This is a genomic window from Xenorhabdus taiwanensis (assembly GCF_036512875.1).
Taxonomy (GTDB): Bacteria; Pseudomonadota; Gammaproteobacteria; order Enterobacterales; family Enterobacteriaceae; genus Xenorhabdus; species Xenorhabdus taiwanensis.
On sequence record NZ_AP028978.1, the window covers coordinates 1,708,304 to 1,724,735 of the forward strand.

Consider the following 16,432-nt stretch of genomic DNA (forward strand, 5'->3'; position numbering starts at 1 on the left):
TAAAAATCGGTATAGAAATTTAGTAAAAAAGGGAAGTTATGTTTAACCGAATGAAAATAGTGACGGGATTAATCTCAGTCATCATATTGTTTGGTGCTTTGCAACTTATCTCCGGGGGATTGTTCTTCAAAGGGTTGAAGAATGATATACAAGCCTTTGAATTAATAGATAAAATGCGAGAGCAGCAAATCTATCTGGATGAGAGCTGGGTTAACCTGCTGCAAGCCCGTAATAACATAAACCGTGTTGGCATCATGTATGTGATGAAAAATCGCGGTGTTGAAGGTAGTTATAAAATTGATGACGCTCTGGCAGAAGCCAAAGCTAATATTGCGCGTGCCGAACGGCTCTTTGAAAAATATGAACAGACTGAAAAACTGTCTTTCTATGATTCAGAACACCTGCAACGTTTGAAACAGACCCATAATGATTACCTTAATGCGCTTAAAGAGTTAGTTAACATGCTGGCGCATGACAGGTTTGAAGAGTTTTTCCTCCAGAAAACGACAGATTATCAGAACGCGTTTAATGTGGAATTTAACTTTTATCTATCCGAGAGCTCAAAATTTTATGATCAGGTATCACAGGAAGCTGACAAAGCTTACAGCAATGTCACTGTTTCGTTGATCCTTGTGATGCTCCTGTTGTTTGTAATCATGGTGATAAGCTGGATTGGCTTACGCAAAGCGTTGATCAATCCGTTGCACAAACTGTTGGACAATATTAAGGCCTTCTCAAGAGGGGATTTGACTCAGCCGATCACGGTAACTGGCAATAATGAAATGGGCATGTTAGCCGTTGGCTTGAGACACATGCAGGAAGAACTGATTAATACGGTCAGAAGTGTTCATCAAAGTACCGAAACCATCTATACCGGCACCAGCGAAATTGCTGCGGGTAACAACGATCTCTCTTCCCGTACTGAACAGCAAGTGGCTTCGTTGGAAGAAACGGCTGCCAGTATGGAACAGTTGACTGCGACAGTAAAACAGAATGCTGATAATGCCCGTCAAGCCAGTAATTTGGCTGACAACGCCTCTGAGATCGCCCGTCAGGGCGGTAAAGTAGTGGCTAATGTTGTTCAGACCATGCATGAAATTGCGGACAGTTCTCGTAAGATCTCTGATATCACTGGCGTCATTGATGCCATTGCTTTCCAGACCAATATCCTCGCTCTTAACGCTGCCGTGGAAGCTGCCCGTGCCGGTGAACATGGCCGTGGTTTTGCCGTGGTTGCTGGTGAAGTGCGCAATCTGGCCCAGCGCAGTGCAGAAGCGGCTAAAGAGATCAAAGCGTTAATCGAAGATTCGGTAAATCGTACAGATACCGGTTCCATGCAAGTAGAAAGCGCTGGCGAAACCATGAACAAAATTGTCGATTCTGTTACCCGCGTAACTGACATTATGGGGGAAATTGCATCGGCTTCTGATGAACAAAGCAGAGGGATCACGCAAGTTGGTGTCGCTATTTCCGAAATGGATAGAGTCACACAGCAAAATGCGTCATTGGTTGAGCAGTCTGCGGCGGCGGCGGCAGCATTGGAAGAGCAAGCCAAGATACTGACCAAAGCGGTTGCGATGTTTCAGTTACCGGAGCAGGCAGAAAGGAAGCAGCCTGAGAAAAGAAAACATGAAGTTTTATCGGCGATAAAATCGTCGACTCCTCCAGCTAATAAGACAAATCCTCCCGTGCTGAAGAAAGACAGCAATGTGGAAGACCCATCTAATTGGGAAACATTCTAAAAAAATAATAGCGATAACCACGGCTGCATAATGCAGCCGTTAAACGAGGTGATTACATGTTAGGCAAGCTTCGCATATCAACCAGTTTGTATCTGTTACTGATGATGTTTTGTGTTATGCAAATTATTTCGAGTGGTTTGTCTCTGGGAATAATTCATACAGACCAGACATATATCGAAAGAATTGATCTGGGAACTCAACGGAGAGATACCCTTGGATTGAGTTGGTCGGCATTGTTGCAAACGCGTAATACTTTGAACAAAATCGCAATAGCCCAGAGAGTGGGGCAGTCACAAACGCAGATAGAGGCAATGGAAGCGTTACTCAAAGGCTCAATGAATGACGCAGACCGGAATTTTGCCAAATTCAGTTCACTACCTCGGATGGAACAAACTGATCATGGTGCAGCTTTATTAACGGCGGTTGAACATTCTTATCAAGAATATATCAACGCATTAAAAGAGCTAAAAACTTATCTTTATGAAGGTAATTTTCAGGCTTTCCTTGATCAACCTACAGAAGATTACCAGCGTAAGATGGAAATTGCATTTAACAACTATATGCAGTTTCTCGGCACTAACATTAACTCAGCAGTTTCTGAAGGAAAATTTTACTACAAAGTCTCCATTGCCATGTTTTTTGGCGCCATCTTGATGGTATTTGTTGTTTCAGCAGCGGCTAATTGGTGGATGAAACGTAACCTGCTCAGACCGTTTTCGAATATGAGAACTTGCTTCCAGGATGTAGCGGAAGGGCGTTTGGATAAGGAAATTGCTGTGTTCACCGATGATGAAATTGGTGATATTTTCCGCAAGCTGCGTGACATGCAGGCATCATTAGTCAAATCCATTGCTGCCGTGCGTGAGAATACCAACCAGATGTATTCTGGCATTCAAGAGATCACTCAGGGTAATACGGACTTATCTTCACGTACAGAGCAACAGGCCGCATCACTGGAAGAAACGGCTGCCAGTATGGAAGAGTTGACTGTTACCGTTAAACAGAACGCAGAAAATGCGCGTCAAGCCAGCGAACTGGCGGTATCTGCTTCCCAGACTGCTTCAAAAGGTGGTGAGCTGACCACAAGTGTTGTGGCAACTATGGATGAAATTGCCAAAAGTTCGAAGAAAATCAGCGCCATTATCAGTGTTATTGATGGTATTGCTTTCCAGACCAATATTCTGGCATTGAATGCTGCCGTTGAAGCGGCACGTGCCGGCGAACAGGGACGTGGATTCTCTGTTGTAGCCGGTGAAGTACGTGACTTGGCACAACGTAGTGCCGAAGCTGCGAAAGAAATCAAAACCTTAATCGATGAATCTGTCCATCGTGTTAACCAGGGTTCAGAATTGGTGAATAATGCGGGGCAAACGATGGATGAGTTAGTTAGGTCGGTGAACCAAGTGACTGATTTAATGGCTGAAATTGCGGCTGCTTCTGATGAGCAGAGCCGTGGCATTCATCAGGTTGCTCAAGCCGTCAGCCAGATGGATCAAGTCACACAGCAAAATGCTGCGTTGGTGGAACAATCTGCCGCCGCTGCCGCCGCCCTTGAAGACAAAGCGGACATGTTGGTAAAAACTGTTGCTCAATTTGAACTGCCTGACAGTTTGGAAAATGAGTACGATCATCAAGCGACCGCTACATCAAACATGACTGATGAGCATGTTGTAAATCAACTACGCTGAGGTCAGATGAAAGCCAATTCAATAGCTTCAGACACTGATGCTACTGTGTCGCTGAACTTTATGCTTCAACGACATGCTTTATCGGATGCGCAATTTGAGCGCATCTGCCAGTTTATCTATCAACGGGCTGGCATAGTACTGGCAAAAAATAAGCGTGAGATGGTATACAACCGTTTAGTCAGGCGGCTTCGTCTATTGGGACTTAATGATTTCGGTCAATATCTGTCGATTTTGGAACAAGACAGTCACAGTAAAGAATGGGAATCTTTCATTAATGCATTGACCACTAATCTCACCGCATTTTTCAGGGAATCCCATCATTTTCCTATTTTGGCGGCACATGCCAGCAGGAAAAATGGCGGGACATACCGCGTTTGGAGTGCTGCCGCTTCAACGGGGGAGGAGCCGTATTCTATTGCAATGACCTTGTGTGATGCACTGGGGCATCGGTCAAATCGGATAAAAATCATTGGCAGTGATATTGATACCAGTGTGCTGGAAAAAGCCAGTCGGGGTGTTTATCGGCTGGAAGAATTACAGTATCTGAGTGAAAGCCAAAAGAAAAAATATTTTTTCAAAGGGGTTGGTCGCTTTGAAGGATACGCACGGGTTCGTCCTTTACTTGCTGAACTGGTGAAGTTCCAGCATTTGAACCTGCTCGATTCTGATTGGGCACTTGAAGGTAAGTTTGATGCAATATTCTGCCGTAATGTCATGATTTATTTTGATAAAAAAACACAGGAAAGGATCTTACGTCGTTTTGTCAATTTCTTAAAACCGGATGGTTTGCTCTTTGCAGGGCATTCCGAAAACGTCACTCAAATCAGCCGAGAGTTCTACTTGCAAGGACAGACCGTTTACGGTGTAGGTCGGGCAAGGAGGGGTCATGAATAAAATAACTGTTCTTTGTGTGGATGATTCGGCGTTAATGCGTCAAATCATGCGGGAAATTATCAATAGTCACCCTGACATGGAAGTTGTGGATTGTGCGCCGGATCCATTTGTTGCCCGCGACTTAATCAAAAAACATAATCCGCAGGTATTAACATTGGATGTTGAAATGCCGCGCATGGATGGCATTGATTTTCTGGAAAAATTGATGCGATTACGTCCTATGCCTGTCGTGATGGTTTCTTCTCTGACAGCAAAAGGTTCGGAAATTACATTGAAGGCACTGGAGCTGGGGGCGGTGGACTTTGTGACTAAGCCTCAATTGGGTATTCGTGAAGGTATGTTAGCTTATAGTGAACTGATTGCCGAAAAAATCCGTGCCGCAGCTCAGGCTAAAATCAGTCCTGTGGAACCGATATCTGTAAGTACAGCACCTTTGAATTTTAAGCCACTATTATCCAGTGAAAAACTAATCGCAGTAGGGGCATCGACAGGAGGAACCGAAGCAATCAAAAACTTGTTGCAACCTCTGCCGATCACCAGTCCGGCTTTATTAATTACTCAACATATGCCTGCGGGTTTCACCCGTTCTTTTGCACAAAGGCTTAATAAACTGAGTCAGATCACGGTAAAAGAAGCTGAGGATGGGGAGCGTGTCCTGCCAGGACATGCCTACATTGCACCAGGCGACCGTCATATGGAACTTTGCCGCAGCGGCGCTAATTATCAAATTATGATAACCCATTCCCAGCCAGTTAATCGCCATCGTCCTTCTGTTGATGTTCTCTTTCGTTCCGTTGCCAAATACGCCGGGCGTAATGCAGTAGGCGTTATTTTAACTGGTATGGGTAATGATGGTGCTGCGGGTATGTTGGAAATGAAGCAGGCAGGAGCCTACACATTGGCCCAAAGCGAAAAAAGTTGTGTCGTATTTGGCATGCCACGAGCCGCGATCCAGTTAGGGGCGGTGGATGAAGTCATGGATCTTCAAAAAATTAGTAAAACTATGCTGACCAAAATCAGTGCGGGGCAATCGGTTCGTATTTAGTCGTTGTATTTGGTAGTTGTATTTGATGTTAATTTTTGCAGCGTTGTGCTGCTGGATAAGTGAAATTCCAAGGAGTTTTTATGGCAAGTAAGGATCTGAGATTTTTGGTCGTCGATGATTTTTCAACTATGCGTCGCATTGTGCGTAATCTGCTGAAAGAGTTGGGATTCAACAATGTAGATGAAGCACAGGATGGGGCAGAAGCGTTGACTAAACTCCGCACTGCCGAATTTGATTTTGTTATTTCTGACTGGAACATGCCAAATATTGATGGCCTTGAATTGTTGAAAACGATTCGCAGTGAAGAAAAATTGGCAGCTTTACCTGTCCTGATGGTAACGGCGGAGGCAAAAAAAGAGAATATTATTGCAGCAGCACAAGCCGGAGCCAGCGGTTATGTTGTGAAACCGTTTACTGCGGCTATTTTGGAAGAGAAGCTCAATAAAATATTTGAGAAATTGGGGCTCTAAGGAGACAAAATGAGTGAAAATCCAGTCATGCCGAGAAATGAGGCGATCTCAACCAGTGAGATAATCAGCCGTATTGGGCAGTTAACCAGAATGCTGCGCGATAGTTTACGTGAACTGGGATTGGATCAAACCATCGCTCAGGCGGCTGAAGCGATCCCAGATGCAAGAGAGCGATTGAATTACGTTGTTCAAATGACAGCACAAGCGGCTGAAAGGGTGTTGAACTGCGTTGAAGTCGCACAGCCCCGTCAGAACGAATTGGAAGCATCAGCAAAAGCTTTAACCCAACGTTGGGATGAATGGTTTGCGAATCCGAAGAATTTAGATCTGACTGATGCTCGCTTACTGGTAACGGATACGAGAAACTATCTGAATCTCGTACCTGATCATACTTCATTTACCAACACCCAATTGCTTGAGATTATGATGGCGCAAGATTTTCAGGATCTTACTGGGCAGGTAATTAAACGGATGATGGAAGTCATTCAGGAGTTGGAAAAGCAATTGGTCATGGTATTAATGGAAAATATGCCTTCTGACCAGATGGCTAAAGCGAAAAAAGAGAATGACAGTCTTCTTAACGGCCCTCAAGTTAACCAGAATGGTGCTGGCGTTATTACCAACCAAGAACAGGTTGATGATTTGTTGGATAGTTTAGGTTTTTGATAACGAGAGTAATAGCTTTAACGAACAGAGTTTTTATATTTTCAGGGCGTTTGGGTGAGCAGGATAGCTGGCTCAAGCGCCTGCTCCGACGGCATTAATTCAGGTCATGCAGAGGAAAACATTGTGAAATCGATTGATAAGGTCATTAAGTTAAAAGATTCATTGGTTTCTTACCGCAAGGTATTTCCAGAAAATAAGCAAAGTAACAAAAAACCAATTGTCTTCTTGCATGGCACAAATAGCAGCGGTAACAGTAGCTCGCCACCAATTGATATTCAATACTTGGTTACATTTGGAATTGAATGATAAATCATCAGCAATGGCTTTCGCTTTATCACATGCTCTAAGTCCTGAGTTTATCTCATCGTTGGGACATGAAACCATACAACGGATCTGCTCTCAACCGGCAGAAAAAGAGATAGAAAAACGTATTGCTTTGGGATTATCCATAGATATAAACGATTATCTTACTCAAATAGATAAAAGCACGCTGGTTATTGGATTAAACAGTGATACGTTGATCCCGCCTTATTTGGTGCGTGAAGTTTATAAGAACATTGGCAACAGTACCTACAAAGAGATTAATAGTGGTCACGCGGTACAAATTGAAAAGCCAACAGAGTGGGTTAGTTTGATAAAAGATTTTATAAACTAATTAACCATTTTCCCCACGGGTAAATACTTATAAATTGTTGACAACGATACATTGTAAATAATCGACAACTGCTTCCGGCTATGCCCTTTATTCAGTAATCTAGCGGCCTGTTGTCGATTCTCCTCGGTAAACACCACTGGTCGTCCACCAATGCGTCCCTGTTCCCGTGCTGCGGCTAAGCCGGCATTGGTTCTTTCTACAATTAGTTCACGTTCCATTTCTGCCAGTGCACTCATTACATGGAAGAAAAATCTTCCCATTGCCGTACTGGTATCAATACTGTCAGTCAAACTTTGAAAATGAACTCCGCGTTCATGCAGTTCTGAAATCAGTGTGACCAGATTCTTCACACTGCGCCCCAGCCGATCCAATTTCCAAACCACCAGTGTATCGCCAGATTTAAGATGCTTTAAGGCACGTTTTAACCCCGGACGATTAGCCGTCTTCCCGCTGATCTTGTCTTCAAAAATCAGCTCACAGTGAATACTGATTAACGCATTTCTTTGTAAATCACTATTTTGGTCATTTGTTGACACTCTGATGTAACCAACTCTTGCCACTGATAATCCTTTAGTCATTCTAGAAACTATGTGAAAAGCAAATAATACTCATTTCTTCGATATAAAAAACCTTTAATTTATTTAAAGTCAAGATAAAAGTTTAGACATGGAGGGGATGATATCAGAATCAGTGATGTAAGAAGAGTTATTATCAATAAGATTAATAAAGAGTAACCATAACGAGTGACTTAACTCACAGTATCAATTTTTTCTTACCAAAGATACTCAATTAATCCTCGCTTATTTTCCTAAAATGCTCTTTATTTAATTGAAATAATTTTGTTGCCAACTTGTTACATTGGATGCCGAGGGTGTATATGGAATTAATTACACAATGGTTAGCTGCATTAAACGGGGTAGTATGGGGCGTTCCCATGCTAATTGGGCTTTTGGGGATTGGTATTTTCATGCAAATCCGCTTGTCCTTCTTACCGATCCGTAAATTAGGCACGGGGTTCAAATTACTCTTTCAAAAAAATGAACAACGAGGTGAAGGTCAGATTTCACCTTTTAACGCACTAATGACAGCATTGTCAGCAACAATCGGAACTGGAAATATCGCGGGAGTGGCGACAGCCATTGTAATGGGCGGACCGGGAGCTATGTTCTGGATGTGGATGACCGCATTGGTGGGTATGGCGACGAAATATTCAGAAGCGGTATTGGCGGTACGTTTCCGTGAAACCGATAAAAGCGGTAATTACGTTGGCGGTCCGATGTATTACATCAAAAATGGTTTGGGTAAAAAATGGGTTTGGCTGGGAACACTCTTTGCTTTCTTTGGCAGTATTGCGGGTTTTGGTATCGGCAATACAGTACAAGCCAACTCTGTCGCTGACGTATTGCAAAGTAACTTCGGTATTGAAAAAACCATCACAGCTGGCATCTTGGTTGTTCTGGTTGGTGCCGTGTTAATTGGCGGTATCAAACGCATTTCTGATGTTGCAGGTAAATTAGTGCCTATTATGACAGTCGGTTACTTTGGAGCGGGAGTTATCGTTTTGGCACTTAATTTTACCGCTATCCCCGATGCACTTGCTTTAATCATAAAATCAGCTTTCACGCCCGTTGCGGCGCAGGGGGGATTTGCTGGTGCAGCCGTTTGGGCGGCGATCCGTTTTGGTATTGCCCGCGGTGTATTCTCTAACGAAGCGGGGATGGGAAGTGCACCTATTGCCCATGCAGCGGCAAAAACCCAAAACCCTATTCGTCAGGGTTTGATTGCTATGCTGGGAACTTTTATTGATACGATAATCGTCTGTTCCGTGACGGGTTTGACCATTATTATTACTGGTGGCTGGCTGACTGGTCAAACAGGCGCAACATTGACCGCGGCTTCTTTCTCAGCCGTGATCCCAGGAGGCAACTATGTCGTTGCTGTTGCCCTGGCTATTTTCGCCTTTACAACCATCTTGGGATGGAGTTTTTACGGTGAGAAATGTGTCCAATATTTATTGGGGCCTAAAGCCATAGTGCCTTTCCGTATCGCCTGGATTATCGCGTTGCCGATTGGTGCTACTCAGTCGTTAACATTTGTCTGGTTGCTGGCAGATACCCTTAATGCCATGATGGCGATCCCCAACCTGATAGCAATTGCCTTTCTCAGTCCGGTTGTCTATCGCCTGACGAAAGATCATATTCGTGATGTTAATGCCGATAGTATTGATATTAAGGCATCAGTTAAAACGGATTGAAAAACGATTTGAGATGGCGGCTACCAGCCATCTCAATTCAAGACCGTTGTCATAATGCCCCAAATACCCCCGCAAATTTTGCAGTGTTCCCGCCATTGAATTTCTGGGCTTTTGTCATGCTTAACACAATTTTATTTGCCTTCTCCTAAAGGCAAATTTTCTGCATGTAATCACGAACGCTCACCAAGGAAAGCTGTGGCTGAAGATAGCGATCTCGAAAAAACCGAAGACCCCACGCCCCATAAACGGGAAAAAGCTCGCAAAGAGGGGCAAATTGCGCGTTCTAAGGAACTTACTTCAATCCTGATGTTAGCGGGAGGAGTAAGTTTGCTCTGGATGAGCGGACAATCGATTACCCATGAACTTTCCCTGATGGTGTTTGAAGGATTCAATTTTGACCATAACATGGTCAGTAATGACAAACAGATGGTGCAACAAGTCGGTCGGTTACTGAAACAGGCGGTTTGGGCATTGCTGCCGGTTTTTATCGGATTGGTATTGATTGCCCTCAGTGCGCCAGCGTTGATGGGCGGGCTGTTATTCAGCTCAAAATCGATCAAATTTGACTTGGCTAAGCTGAACCCCATCTCGGGTTTGAAAAAAATCTTTTCCATGAATGCACTGGCGGAATTATTCAAAGCCATCTTAAAGGCATCATTGGTGGGAGGTGGTGCAGCCCTGTTTATCTGGCTTAATTGGCCTGCTATGCTCAATCTGGCTGCTCAGCATCCGCTGATAGCCTTGAGCGATGCCATGATGATGCTGATTTTTGCCAGTTATATCGTCTTATTTATGTTGATACCCATGGTGGCGTTTGATGTGCTTTATCAGATCCGTAGTCACTTGAAAAAATTGAGAATGACCCGTCAGGAGATCAAGGATGAATTTAAGGAGCAAGAAGGGGACCCACATGTAAAGGCGAGAATTCGTCAACAGCAGCGAGCGGCTGCGCGTAAGCGCATGATGGCAGATGTACCGAAAGCGGATGTTATTGTCACTAACCCAACTCACTACGCCGTTGCCTTGCAGTATGACAGCAAAAAAATGAGCGCCCCCAAAGTATTGGCAAAAGGGACAGGACTCATTGCCTTGCGCATTAAAGAAATTGGTGCGGAAAATCGCATCCCATTACTGGAAGCTCCACCCTTGGCACGAGCGTTGTTTCGCCATGCTGAGGTTGGCGGTTTTGTTCCTGCGGCGCTCTATGCTGCCGTCGCAGAAGTGCTTGCCTGGGTTTACCAATTGAAACGTTGGAAACAGGAAGGTGGCCTGAAACCGAAAAAACCTGAAAATCTGCCAGTGCCGCCAGCACTGGATTTTGCTGGAGAAAATAATCGTCATGGCTAATCTGGCCTCATTATTACGTTTATCGGGGAATATAAAAGGCTCCCAGTGGCAAATGCTTGCAGGACCTGTTTTGATCCTCATGATCTTGTCGATGATGGTACTGCCGTTGCCACCATTCCTGCTTGATCTACTATTCACTTTTAACATCGCGCTTTCCATCATGGTTCTGCTGGTGGCAATGTTTACCCGCCGGACGCTGGATTTTGCCGCATTCCCGACCATTTTGCTGTTTTCAACTTTACTGCGCCTGTCACTTAACGTTGCTTCCACACGAATTATCCTGATGGAAGGACATATGGGATCTGCTGCGGCAGGACAAGTCGTGGAAGCTTTTGGTCATTTCCTGGTTGGTGGTAATTTTGCCATTGGTATCGTGGTCTTCGTTATCTTGATCCTGATTAATTTTATGGTCATTACCAAAGGTGCAGGGCGTATTGCAGAAGTCGGTGCGCGCTTTGTATTGGATGGAATGCCAGGTAAACAGATGGCGATTGATGCTGATTTGAACGCTGGATTGATCGGCGAAGATGAAGCTAAAAAGCGTCGTGCCGAAGTGACACAGGAAGCGGATTTTTACGGTTCAATGGACGGTGCGAGCAAATTCGTACGTGGCGATGCGATTGCCGGATTGATGATATTGGTGATTAACATCGTTGGTGGCTTAATCGTTGGTGTTGCCCAACACGATTTGTCTTTGGGGGATGCCGCAGAATCCTATACCTTGCTGACCATCGGTGATGGATTGGTTGCCCAGTTACCTGCATTAATTATTTCTACAGCGGCAGGTGTTATCGTAACGCGCGTAGCGACAGATGAAGATGTTGGTCAGCAAATGGTGACCCAGCTTTTCAACAATCCTAAGGTCATGATGTTGAGTGCAGGTGTACTCGGCCTGCTTGGGTTGGTGCCGGGAATGCCTAATTTCGTCTTTTTGTTATTTACGGCGGCCTTGGCGGGTGTAGGCTATTTCCTGTTGCGTAAGGACAAAAATCCGCTTGTGACACAACACGAAGAGATGAAAGCGGTGGAAGAGCAGCAACAAACCGCAGAAGCCTCATGGTCTGATGTGCAACTGGAAGATCCACTGGGAATGGAAGTGGGTTATCGTTTGATCCCAATGGTGGACTTTCGCCAGAACGGTGAACTGCTTGGTCGTATTAGCGGTATTCGCAAAAAATTCGCGCAAGAAGTGGGATATTTGCCACCCGTTGTGCATATTCGTGACAACCTTGAATTGGCGCCAGCCAGCTACCGTATCATGATGAAAGGCGTAGAAATTGGACGTGGTGAAGCCCATCCGGGACGATGGTTGGCGATTAATCCGGGCGGTGCTGTGGGCGAATTGCAAGGTGACTTGACGACAGATCCCGCCTTTGGCCTGGCTGCTGTCTGGATTGATGACAGTCTAAGGGAACAGGCGCAAGTGCAAGGCTATACAGTCGTGGCGGCAAGCACGGTTGTTGCAACTCACTTAAACCATTTGCTCTCCCAGCATTCCAGTGAGCTATTTGGAAGACAGGAAGCGCAGCAATTGTTTGAGCGTGTCAGTCAGGAAATGCCGAAACTGACAGAAGATTTCATTCCTGATGTCGTGAGCCTGACAACTTTGCATAAAGTTTTGCAAAACTTGCTGGCGGAACAAGTGCCGATCCGCGATATGCGTACTATTGTTGAAACACTGGCAGAACATGCTCCGGTACAGAAAGATCCTTATGAATTGACTGCCATGATTCGAATCGCGCTTGGCAGGGCGATTGCCCAGCAATGGTTCCCACGTGTGGATGAAATCAAAGTCATTGGTTTGGATGCGGGTTTGGAAAGATTGCTGCTGCAGGCACTGCAAAATGGAGGAGGATTGGAGCCAGGCCTGGCAGAAAGTTTGGAACGTCAGGCGGCTGAGGCTTTGGAACGTCAGGAAATGTTGGGAGCGCCACCTGTGTTATTGGTCAACCATGCACTTCGTCCGCTGTTATCTCGCTTCTTGCGTCGTGTACTGCCTAGATTGGTTGTACTGTCCAACCTTGAAATCACCGACAATCGTCAAATCAGAATGACGGCAACGATTGGTGGGGCGAGGTAGCCCTGATAAGAAAAAAGAATAAATATAAGGTGATCGTTTAGATGATCACCTTATTATGGATTAATCTGAATTAATACAGGCTTATTACTTATAATCGACAGTGAAAGTGGCTGTGGCATTAACGCTACCGGCAATGACGATATTACTGGTTTGATAATACTTTGCCTTATATGACAATGTCTTCAAAGAATTTATTACGCCAAGAGCTTGCTGTTCACCAAACTTCACAGGATTGTCTTTGTCATCTAACATCTGAATGCCGATCCCTGTTGCTGATGAGGTTGAATCAGCATTTATCACTCCATTTGTATTAATCTTTCCCGGCTCCCAGGTAATATTCGCGTTCGGTGATCCTTTGCATTGCACATTAATCTCGAAAGAACGCCCTCCGGCGGTATCACCTATGTTTTTAAAGTGATTTTTTGATACGGCCCCCATCGGAACATTAACAATCGGTGTGGTTATTTCACAAGATCTTGCCGTGATGTTAAAAGAAGGGATTTTATAAGTGAAAACCGTATTCTTATTTTTAGTATCAGCCATCGTTATTATTATTTCATTGACTGTTCCTGATTGAACATCACTATTGATCTCTATATAAAATTTACTGCTCAATGTTCTGTTTCCGGTGCCGATCCCTCTTGAACTGCCCACATTCATAACCTGACTCACCACACCATTAGGTTTGAGTTCCCATTTAAATTTGACACCAGGAAGACTGGTTTCATAAAAATTATTTTTGAGGGAGCCTACATTTACTCCAGTCATGGATTTTACATATATATGCTGACCGGATATATTGCAACTTACCCTCATCTCGTTATCGGAGGCGCGTTTTATGTCTGGCAAATTTTTATAGTCAACATAAATATCATCAAACTTGACGATTTCCTGCATTCTATTAGCATTACATACTGCTGCTATAACCTGAGTTGAATAACTTCCCACGACAATAACAATTAATGATATCAATAAAAAGTTATTAGCTTTAATCTGAAAGTGATTATTACGTTCAAAATTAAACATGATAAATTCCTTTTAGTTGCGGCAATCAGCAGTCAGGCGTAATACGCCTGACTTTTCGGGCAGCATTGATAAATCTGTTTTTGCACGACATTGTTGGCCTTTATTTTTTCCCCATTGTACTTTGATTTCTGCCTGCTCAGGGACAGCATTCAAATACAGCTCACCGTCATCACCCACAATCCCGCTACTGTCACTGTTTGTTAACGCTGCACTGGCACCGAAAGGTACAGGTTTACCATTGTAACGTAATGTCACCAATATACGGTGTCCTTGACGGACGTGAAAATCGGCAGCAACCATGGCACCGCGAGTCGGTACAATGTGTTGCACTGAATTGTCAAGATCGACGCCATCAGCCAGCATTTCAGTATCCAGGGCAATTCGGTTGTAGGTATAAGGTTCGATCGACGGGATTACGGCATAGCCACGTGAATCCGTTTTAATTCCACTGTGATTTAAAATTTTTGTTTCTGCTGCACCAGCCGCTTTGACCAGTGCTACGGTCTCACCCAATGATTGGGAAAAAGTGATGCCATCTTGATGGGCGACAATACCGCCAGACAGCCCGTAGTTAAACGATTGGCTATTATCACTGTAGCTGTAGCCCAGATTCACACGGCCAAAAGAATGGCTATATTCCAGCGAAGCACCACCGCTCGCTCCTTCCATATTATTGCTGTGCTCTCCGTGGATACTATATGACAAGGCATGATCGTCCAATGCGCTGCCGCTAATCGTCAGTTGTTGGCTTCCTCGACTGTGGCCATTTCTATTCATGCTGTAAGTTACCCATCCATTAGGCAGCCACTGATCCAGTGGAATAGAAACGTTAAACGATGCTTGTATATCCTTACTCTTAATGGATTCATGATTGGCATCGTAGGAAAGATTCAACCCATAACTGATTCCAGCAAGGTTAATGTTATAACCTGCAGATAATGATTGGTTGGTGCCTTGTTTTCCCCAGTAATCTTGCTGATAGGCAGACACATAAATATTGCCAAAATTCCCCATCCCTTGGTTTAGGGTTAACTGCAATTGGCTACGCTTATTCTGTGCACGGCTGACTTCTTTTCTTACTGAATATTCATTTGCTTCTGCAAATGAATAGTATTCTGGTGTGGAATAGCGATACCCGGCCAATGTCAGGGATGTTCCCGTTGTTTCGATACTTTTCGTATATTGGATTCGGTACGATTGCCCTTGTTTATGTTCATTCTCCTGCAATCGGGCATCTGCTTGTGTTATATCCAGAGAAATTGCCCCAAAATTACCTAAACCAATCCCCAGGCCAGCGTTAAATGCCCGGTAGTTTTCTGCTACCTGAATACCTGATAGCAAACTTAACCGATTGGAAAGTCCATAGATAAACGTCGCTTCGCTAAAATAAGGTTTATCAGCATTGGCATTGACATAACGGTAACGCCCCAGAGTAACCTGATATTTTAATTGTCCTTCTCGCTGCATCATTGGCACGGATGAAAAAGGTTGCACAAATTTACGCTGCTGTCCGTCCTTTTCGGTGATTGTGATATCCAAATCACCGGAGCCGGAGGTTGAATAAAGATCCGTAATAACGAAAGGTCCCGGCGGAACATAGCTTTCGTAGATGACGTAATTATTTTGGCGAATCGTTACGCGCGCATTAGTTTGAGCAATACCACGGATAATTGGCGCAAATCCACGCTGGCTGCTGGGTAACATTAAACTATCGGATGTCATAGACGCACCGATAAATGGCACGCTTTCAAATATATCTCCGCTAGTAAAGGTTTCGCCAAGAATTAGTTGGCTTTTTAGTTCCAGAATGCCTCGTTGGATGTAGCTGTTAATGGATGAAAAACGACTCTCATCTTTATTTTTTCCAGCATTATAGTCATAAACAGATTGATTCCTTATACGCCAGGCTCCGATATTTATTCCACTTTGTAAATTTAAAAAATAACTTTGGTTTTTTGTGTTTTTATTATAATTCTCCGAACCACTAAAATTATAACTCATTAAAAAGGCTGACTCTCCATGTTGCCATAAATGTGATGCCACCGTGTCTCTGGCTTGATTATCCAGTACTGCTTGTGGAATACTGATATCCAGACGTTGCCCATAGAAATCAAATGAAGTTGACGCCTGTAGAATATACTCGCTAATATCATCAATAAATTGTTCAGGAGAGAGTTCCATCAGCGCAGGAAAATCTGACACCTTCACGCCAAACTGTTTTAAATTATCGACTGTTAGTTGTGGAGACAGTTTTCCGTTTTCCAGTTTAATAAAATTAACCTGTTTCGTTTCTTTCTCTTTGCCGTTAAGAAATATGTCCACCTGATACTGACCCGGTAATTGGCCACCGGGGAATGAAAATGCGCTTAAATCAATCACTGATTGAGTATCATCTAATTCCAATGCTGACAATCGAAAATAATCCTGTGCCGTGACGGGTAATGATAACAATACGGATAAACATAAAATAAAAATTGAAAGCAAACATGTTGGCATAATTGAGCCGCCACTCGTTCTATATTTAATAAATATGATTTTTCGTCCCCAATATTTAACTTTTATCTT

At 43.9% G+C, this 16,432-nt stretch carries 13 protein-coding genes; 10 read left to right on the plus strand and 3 right to left on the minus strand.

The window, feature by feature from the left end; genetic code table 11:
* Positions 1-38: 38 nt before the first annotated feature.
* The 7 genes from ACE1SE_RS08010 (at position 39) to ACE1SE_RS08040 (ending at position 7,160) form a co-directional block, all read left to right on the plus strand.
* On the plus strand, positions 39-1,742 hold the full coding sequence (locus ACE1SE_RS08010) for a methyl-accepting chemotaxis protein (protein WP_374053361.1): 1,704 nt from the start codon (positions 39-41) through the stop codon (positions 1,740-1,742).
* 56 nt (positions 1,743-1,798) lie between these two features.
* Complete coding sequence (locus ACE1SE_RS08015; RefSeq protein ID WP_374053362.1) at positions 1,799-3,430, plus strand: methyl-accepting chemotaxis protein; 1,632 nt, start codon at positions 1,799-1,801, stop codon at positions 3,428-3,430.
* Positions 3,431-3,436: 6 nt separating this feature from the next.
* Positions 3,437-4,324 carry a protein-glutamate O-methyltransferase CheR gene (gene cheR / locus ACE1SE_RS08020; protein WP_374053363.1) on the plus strand — a complete coding sequence of 296 codons (888 nt, stop codon included), beginning with the start codon at positions 3,437-3,439 and terminating at the stop codon, positions 4,322-4,324.
* Complete coding sequence (locus ACE1SE_RS08025) at positions 4,317-5,369, plus strand: protein-glutamate methylesterase/protein-glutamine glutaminase (RefSeq protein ID WP_374053364.1); 1,053 nt, start codon at positions 4,317-4,319, stop codon at positions 5,367-5,369. The genes cheR and ACE1SE_RS08025 overlap by 8 nt, the downstream gene beginning before the upstream one ends.
* Positions 5,370-5,449: 80 nt before the next feature.
* Entirely contained in the window at positions 5,450-5,839 is a 390-nt protein-coding gene (cheY, locus tag ACE1SE_RS08030) for a chemotaxis response regulator CheY (protein ID WP_074019627.1), read from the plus strand.
* 9 nt (positions 5,840-5,848) lie between these two features.
* Positions 5,849-6,505 (plus strand): protein phosphatase CheZ, encoded by a 657-nt coding sequence (cheZ, locus tag ACE1SE_RS08035; protein ID WP_374053365.1) that lies wholly within the window; start codon positions 5,849-5,851, stop codon positions 6,503-6,505.
* A gap of 229 nt (positions 6,506-6,734) precedes the next feature.
* Positions 6,735-7,160, plus strand: a complete 426-nt coding sequence (locus ACE1SE_RS08040; protein ID WP_374053366.1) for an alpha/beta fold hydrolase — start codon at positions 6,735-6,737, stop codon at positions 7,158-7,160.
* Here ACE1SE_RS08040 and ACE1SE_RS08045 read toward each other — a convergent pair.
* Positions 7,157-7,720, minus strand: a complete 564-nt coding sequence (locus ACE1SE_RS08045; RefSeq protein WP_374053367.1) for a recombinase family protein — start codon at positions 7,718-7,720, stop codon at positions 7,157-7,159. The two genes, ACE1SE_RS08040 and ACE1SE_RS08045, sit on opposite strands and share 4 nt — an antisense overlap.
* Positions 7,721-8,037: 317 nt before the next feature.
* Here ACE1SE_RS08045 and ACE1SE_RS08050 point away from each other — a divergent pair, with 317 nt between their 5' ends.
* The 3 genes from ACE1SE_RS08050 (at position 8,038) to flhA (ending at position 12,841) form a co-directional block, all read left to right on the plus strand.
* Positions 8,038-9,414, plus strand: coding sequence for an alanine/glycine:cation symporter family protein (locus ACE1SE_RS08050; protein ID WP_374053368.1), 1,377 nt, complete (start codon positions 8,038-8,040; stop codon positions 9,412-9,414).
* A 195-nt stretch (positions 9,415-9,609) separates the two neighbouring features.
* Positions 9,610-10,761 (plus strand): flagellar biosynthesis protein FlhB, encoded by a 1,152-nt coding sequence (gene flhB / locus ACE1SE_RS08055; protein WP_374053369.1) that lies wholly within the window; start codon positions 9,610-9,612, stop codon positions 10,759-10,761.
* Positions 10,754-12,841: a flagellar biosynthesis protein FlhA gene (gene flhA, locus ACE1SE_RS08060; RefSeq protein WP_374053370.1), complete on the plus strand. Its 2,088-nt coding sequence runs from the start codon at positions 10,754-10,756 to the stop codon at positions 12,839-12,841. The genes flhB and flhA overlap by 8 nt, the downstream gene beginning before the upstream one ends.
* 84 nt (positions 12,842-12,925) lie before the next feature.
* On the opposite strand, the gene ACE1SE_RS08065 is transcribed toward flhA, so the two are convergent.
* On the minus strand, positions 12,926-13,867 hold the full coding sequence (locus ACE1SE_RS08065) for a fimbrial protein (protein ID WP_374053371.1): 942 nt from the start codon (positions 13,865-13,867) through the stop codon (positions 12,926-12,928).
* A gap of 12 nt (positions 13,868-13,879) precedes the next feature.
* Positions 13,880-16,363: a fimbria/pilus outer membrane usher protein gene (locus tag ACE1SE_RS08070; protein WP_374053372.1), complete on the minus strand. Its 2,484-nt coding sequence runs from the start codon at positions 16,361-16,363 to the stop codon at positions 13,880-13,882.
* Between the last annotated feature and the right edge of the window lie 69 nt (positions 16,364-16,432).

What these genes read in the sequence shown, in the direction of transcription:
- ACE1SE_RS08010 (WP_374053361.1), top strand. Translation starts at nt 39, where the DNA reads ATGTTTAACCGAATGAAAATAGTGACGGGATTAATCTCAGTCATCATA.
- ACE1SE_RS08015 (WP_374053362.1), top strand. Translation starts at nt 1,799, where the DNA reads ATGTTAGGCAAGCTTCGCATATCAACCAGTTTGTATCTGTTACTGATG.
- cheR (WP_374053363.1), top strand. Translation starts at nt 3,437, where the DNA reads ATGAAAGCCAATTCAATAGCTTCAGACACTGATGCTACTGTGTCGCTG.
- ACE1SE_RS08025 (WP_374053364.1), top strand. Translation starts at nt 4,317, where the DNA reads ATGAATAAAATAACTGTTCTTTGTGTGGATGATTCGGCGTTAATGCGT.
- cheY (WP_074019627.1), top strand. Translation starts at nt 5,450, where the DNA reads ATGGCAAGTAAGGATCTGAGATTTTTGGTCGTCGATGATTTTTCAACT.
- cheZ (WP_374053365.1), top strand. Translation starts at nt 5,849, where the DNA reads ATGAGTGAAAATCCAGTCATGCCGAGAAATGAGGCGATCTCAACCAGT.
- ACE1SE_RS08040 (WP_374053366.1), top strand. Translation starts at nt 6,735, where the DNA reads ATGGCACAAATAGCAGCGGTAACAGTAGCTCGCCACCAATTGATATTC.
- ACE1SE_RS08050 (WP_374053368.1), top strand. Translation starts at nt 8,038, where the DNA reads ATGGAATTAATTACACAATGGTTAGCTGCATTAAACGGGGTAGTATGG.
- flhA (WP_374053370.1), top strand. Translation starts at nt 10,754, where the DNA reads ATGGCTAATCTGGCCTCATTATTACGTTTATCGGGGAATATAAAAGGC.
- ACE1SE_RS08065 (WP_374053371.1), bottom strand. Translation starts at nt 13,867, where the DNA reads ATGTTTAATTTTGAACGTAATAATCACTTTCAGATTAAAGCTAATAAC.
- ACE1SE_RS08070 (WP_374053372.1), bottom strand. Translation starts at nt 16,363, where the DNA reads ATGCCAACATGTTTGCTTTCAATTTTTATTTTATGTTTATCCGTATTG.